Here is a 4,760-nt window from a genome sequence, read left to right as displayed (position 1 = left end):
TGATCGAATGCACGAGCAGAACCACCGTAAGTTTTAGCTAAAACTGTAGTGATTGCAGCAGTCAGAGTTGTTTTACCGTGGTCAACGTGGCCGATAGTACCAACGTTAACGTGCGGTTTTGAACGTTCAAATTTTTCTTTAGACATTTAAATTGTCCCTCTAAGACACGGAATCGGTGGTTACACCACATCAACCAAGCAGTAAGTAAATTAGCGATTTGCTAGTGCTTGTTAAGATTTTTAATCAGGAAGGCAAGAACATGAAGGAGTGGTGCTGATAGGCAGATTCGAACTGCCGACCTCACCCTTACCAAGGGTGCGCTCTACCAACTGAGCTATATCAGCACATCTGGAGCGGGCAGCGGGAATCGAACCCGCATCATCAGCTTGGAAGGCTGAGGTAATAGCCATTATACGATGCCCGCAGAACTCGGCTACCTGACTTAAAATCAGCTTTGTATTCTACTTAAGTGTTTACTAATTTAAAACACTTAAGTTAGGAATTAATGGTGGTGGGAGAAGGATTCGAACCTTCGAAGTCTGTGACGGCAGATTTACAGTCTGCTCCCTTTGGCCGCTTGGGTATCCCACCAAACCTAATTTTTAATGGTGCCGGCACCAAGAGTCGAACTCGGGACCTACTGATTACAAGTCAGTTGCTCTACCAACTGAGCTATGCCGGCTAAGTGGTGCGCATTCTAGGAGGACTTTCATCATGATGCAACAAAAAAATTGCGATATTTGTTCTTTTGCTTAGATTTTGTTCACTTTTGATTGAATTGTTGATTTTTTAGGAAAAAAACGACCAAAATGCCAACAAAAATTCATGATAGATTAGCAAGCTAATTTATCTATTCAGTCCCCAATTTATTAATCATCAATAAATTTTTAGAAAAAAATTAATTGCACTCTCATTAGTCTACGCTAAAAAATTATTTTTATGACTATTTTTTGTACTTTTTTTACAAATTTATTCAGTTCGTGTCAAAAAAAGTAGAAAAAATTTAAAAAATATCTACGCCTAAGAGGCATCACTCGTTATGATGCTGTTTATTTTTTATCGGATACGGGTGTTTTAAACAGCCTGTCCAACCTGCGAATATTAGGCAGATGTTGGCTTATGAATAACAAAGAACGCTTTATAACCCCTTATTTAGAATTTGACAGAAAGCACTGGGCAACGTTAAGAGATTCCGTTCCTTTAACGCTAACCGAAAAAGAGATTGCCGATTTAAAAGGGATTAACGAAGAAATTTCTATTGATGATGTCATTGAGATTTATCTCCCTCTTTCAAGATTGCTCAATTTTTACATAAGTTCTAACTTACGCCGTCAAGCCGTCTTAGAGCAGTTTCTTGGAACAAGAAGCGCCAAAATTCCTTATATTATTGGTATAGCTGGCAGTGTTGCTGTTGGTAAGAGCACCACAGCTCGTTTACTACAAGCACTTCTAACCCGTTGGCCAGAACATCGTAAAGTCGATTTAATTACTACTGATGGTTTTCTTTTACCTAATGCGGAGTTAAAGAAACGCGGGATAATGAAGAAGAAAGGATTTCCTGAATCCTATGATATGCATAGCCTTGTCTCTTTCGTTTCTGATATAAAATCAGGCAAGAAACAAGTAACAGCGCCAGTCTATTCTCATTTAGTGTATGACATCATCCCGGATAAAAAACAGGTTATTGAACAACCTGATATATTAATTCTTGAAGGATTGAATGTATTACAGAGTAATCAGGATTATCCTCATGATCCGCATAATGTTTTCGTATCAGATTATGTAGATTTCTCTATTTATGTTGATGCTGATGAAGAATTACTAAAACACTGGTATATCAGTCGCTTTTTAAAATTTAGAGAAGGTGCATTTACTGATCCTGAATCGTATTTTAATAATTACTCTAAATTAAGTAGAGAAGAATCTATTGAAATAGCATCTTCAATTTGGCAAGAAATCAATGGTTTGAATTTAAAACAAAACATATTGCCGACGAAAGAAAGGGCGAGTCTTATACTAACCAAAGGCCAAAATCATACGATCACCAATGTTCGATTACGTAAGTAAATCTAAACAATTAGTGGTACTTGATCTCAGTATCATTGTATTTCAGTTATTCAAAATAATATCGATAAACAAAAAGCTTTCCAATTTGGGAAAGCTTTTTTAGTTTTAGATGTTCAATGCAATTTAAAGCATTACGATGCAATTCTCAGTGAAATTTCACCACCTATATAAGGTATGATTTTTCCATCTTGTTCCAAAAGTAAAGCACCTTGGTCATTGATACCCTTGGCAATACCAAAGATCTCTTTTTCACCAATAATAAGCTTCACTCGGCGATCCATAAAATTATCTAAACGTTTCCAACGCTCGATAAACATAGATAACCCTTGTTTTTCAAACTGAACAAATGCTTCCCTTAGTGCATTAGTAATTTCACAAGCAAGTTCATTTCTATCAATTTTGATACCAACTTGCTCTAAATTAATCCATTGCTGGTTAATGGCTTCAGTTTGATTTTTACTCATCGCAATATTGATACCAATACCCGTAACAATATGAGCAACATCACCAGTTTTCCCTGTTAACTCAACAAGAATACCTGAAAGTTTTTTATCATTTAAATAGAGATCGTTAGGCCATTTAACTTTAACGCCATCTGCACCAAGCTTTTGTAATACCTCAGCCATAATAACGCCGACAACCAAACTCAGTCCTATTGCAGCAGCAGGTCCTTGATCGAGCTTCCAATACATACTCAAGTATAAATTTCTACCAAAAGGCGAAATCCATTGGCGCCCTCTTCGGCCTCGCCCAGCTGACTGGTATTCAGCAATACAGACATCACCCGATTTTAATTCGCTAATACGCTGTATCAAATACTGGTTAGTAGAATCTATAACAGGAATAACGCTGGCTGGTTCACCTTTAATGTTTTTGTTTACACTATCCGCATTCAACAAATTCATAGGAGTATCTAATTGATAGCCCTTTCCTGCGACAGTTTGAACATCTATACCCCAACTACGCAATGTCTGAATATGTTTATTAATACCTGCGCGTGTCATTCCTAGGCTTTCGCCTAGTTGCTCTCCTGAATGGATATTTCCGTCAGCAAGAATTTCAATTAATAATAAGGGAGTTGGTGTTTCTTTCATGAAATAGCGTCCACTGCATTGATTTCGCCATATTGGCCAATAAAACGGACTTCTGGCTCTAATTGTACACCGAAGCGCTCAAAGACTTTTTGACGTATACATGCTGCTAAATTAACGATGTCTTTGCCTGTTGCTAGACCGTCTTTATTGATAAGAACAAGTGCTTGCTTCATATGAACAGCCGCACCACCAATCTGATGACCTTTTAGACCACATTGATCAATCAGCCAACCAGCAGCAAGTTTTACACCATCTTGTTGAACATATTGCGGACAGAAGGGATATTCTGCTTTTAAATGTTGTGCAATACGAATATCAACTATTGGATTCTTAAAAAAACTACCAGCATTACCTGTTATGGTAGGATCTGGTAGTTTGCTCGTTCTCATAGAGCACACAGACCCAAACACATCTTTTGGCGTTACTGTTTCTAATGATAATTTTGATAAATCGCCATAGGTAAGAATAGGCTCCCATTTTTTGCTAAGCTGTAAGCCTACAGCAACAATGGCAAAGCCTTGCTGATAATGATGTTTGAAAATACTATCTCGGTAACCAAACTGACATTCATTATTAGTTAATCGATGAACATGACCTGTACTTAGTTCAACAATATCTACATAAGCGCAAACATCTTTTAATTCTTTACCATAAGCACCGATATTTTGTATTGGTGCTGAGCCTACATTTCCTGGGATCAGCGCTAAATTTTCCAGTCCATAGATGTTCTTTTCTAACAGAAATTCAATAAGTGCATGCCAATTTTCGCCCGCACCAACATGAACAGACCAATATTGCTCATCTTCAGTAATTTCAATACCAGCAATACAGTTGCGAATAACAACGCCATTAAAATCTTCTGTAAATAGTACGTTGCTACCACCACCTAGAATAAGGGTGGGCAATTTCTGTTCATGGGCATTTTGCCAATATGTACAAAGCTCATCTTTATTATTTGCAGTTTCTATTTGGTGAGCTTTTGCTCTCAAACCAAATGTATTAAATGCTTGCAATGAAACCGATTCTTTCATGAAAGTCTACCTCATTTAGCTGATGGCTTAGTTTAACAGCCAAGTATCGCCGAGGATAGCAAAGTGATAGGTGATTAGTGTGGAGATATTACATCTGTATTTTAGATGTTGTCTTAGAATGCAAAAAAGCCAACCCATTGGGTTGGCTTTCTCGTCTTATTTAATGCCTGGCAGTTCCCTACTCTCACATGGGGAGACCCCACACTACCATCGGCGCTACAACGTTTCACTTCTGAGTTCGGCATGGATTCAGGTGGGTCCGCTGCGCTATGGCCGCCAAGCAAATTCTGTTTTTATAACTATCTGTTTATGTAGCTATAATTAATTTTTTATGGTGCTGATACCCAGATTCGAACTGGGGACCTCACCCTTACCAAGGGTGTGCTCTACCAACTGAGCCATATCAGCACTAGTGGCTTATTGTCACCGGCTGACACAGCCTAAATTTGATGCCTGGCAGTTCCCTACTCTCACATGGGGAGACCCCACACTACCATCGGCGCTACAACGTTTCACTTCTGAGTTCGGCATGGATTCAGGTGGGTCCGCTGCGCTATGGCCGCCAAGC

4 protein-coding genes, 5 tRNA genes and 2 rRNA genes are annotated in these 4,760 nt (G+C 38.6%); 1 reads left to right on the top strand and 10 read right to left on the bottom strand.

Annotation, left to right across the window (positions count from 1 at the left end; genetic code table 11):
- The 5 genes from C0T34_RS18010 to C0T34_RS17990 form a co-directional block, all read right to left on the bottom strand.
- On the bottom strand, positions 1 to 146 hold a 146-nt coding region (locus tag C0T34_RS18010; RefSeq protein WP_239450334.1), incomplete at its 3' end, for a GTP-binding protein.
- A 122-nt stretch (positions 147 to 268) separates the two neighbouring features.
- Positions 269 to 344 (bottom strand) — tRNA-Thr (locus C0T34_RS18005).
- A gap of 5 nt (positions 345 to 349) precedes the next feature.
- A tRNA-Gly gene (locus C0T34_RS18000) sits at positions 350 to 424 on the bottom strand.
- Between the two features lie 82 nt (positions 425 to 506).
- A tRNA-Tyr gene (locus tag C0T34_RS17995) sits at positions 507 to 591 on the bottom strand.
- A gap of 15 nt (positions 592 to 606) precedes the next feature.
- Positions 607 to 682, bottom strand: a tRNA-Thr gene (locus C0T34_RS17990).
- A 437-nt stretch (positions 683 to 1,119) separates the two neighbouring features.
- Between C0T34_RS17990 and coaA the strand changes: the two genes are divergently transcribed.
- Positions 1,120 to 2,067, top strand: coding sequence for a type I pantothenate kinase (gene coaA, locus C0T34_RS17985; RefSeq protein WP_098941424.1), 948 nt, complete (start codon positions 1,120 to 1,122; stop codon positions 2,065 to 2,067).
- 131 nt (positions 2,068 to 2,198) lie between these two features.
- Here coaA and birA read toward each other — a convergent pair whose 3' ends face one another.
- The 5 genes from birA to rrf (C0T34_RS17960) all read right to left on the bottom strand — a co-directional run bounded on the left by birA (position 2,199) and on the right by rrf (C0T34_RS17960) (position 4,759).
- Entirely contained in the window at positions 2,199 to 3,161 is a 963-nt protein-coding gene (gene birA / locus C0T34_RS17980) for a bifunctional biotin--[acetyl-CoA-carboxylase] ligase/biotin operon repressor BirA (protein ID WP_098941425.1), read from the bottom strand.
- Positions 3,158 to 4,192, bottom strand: coding sequence for a UDP-N-acetylmuramate dehydrogenase (gene murB, locus C0T34_RS17975; RefSeq protein WP_098941426.1), 1,035 nt, complete (start codon positions 4,190 to 4,192; stop codon positions 3,158 to 3,160). Before murB ends, birA begins: the two co-directional genes overlap by 4 nt.
- Before the next feature lie 165 nt (positions 4,193 to 4,357).
- Positions 4,358 to 4,473, bottom strand: a 5S ribosomal RNA gene (gene rrf, locus C0T34_RS17970).
- Between the two features lie 51 nt (positions 4,474 to 4,524).
- Positions 4,525 to 4,600 (bottom strand) — tRNA-Thr (locus tag C0T34_RS17965).
- Positions 4,601 to 4,643: 43 nt separating this feature from the next.
- A 5S ribosomal RNA gene (gene rrf, locus C0T34_RS17960) occupies positions 4,644 to 4,759 on the bottom strand.
- Between the last annotated feature and the right edge of the window lies 1 nt (position 4,760).

Origin of the sequence: Proteus sp. CA142267 (genome assembly GCF_003336825.1) — a bacterium.
In the GTDB taxonomy this organism is placed as follows: domain Bacteria; phylum Pseudomonadota; class Gammaproteobacteria; order Enterobacterales; family Enterobacteriaceae; genus Proteus; species Proteus terrae.
Note: the sequence above shows the minus strand (reverse complement) of the source record. Positions and strands in the feature narration are given on the sequence as shown.

Bases quoted from the DNA above. Each gene is read 5' to 3' on its own strand.
- birA (WP_098941425.1), bottom strand. From the start codon at position 3,161: ATGAAAGAAACACCAACTCCCTTATTATTAATTGAAATTCTTGCTGAC.
- murB (WP_098941426.1), bottom strand. From the start codon at position 4,192: ATGAAAGAATCGGTTTCATTGCAAGCATTTAATACATTTGGTTTGAGA.
- coaA (WP_098941424.1), top strand. From the start codon at position 1,120: ATGAATAACAAAGAACGCTTTATAACCCCTTATTTAGAATTTGACAGA.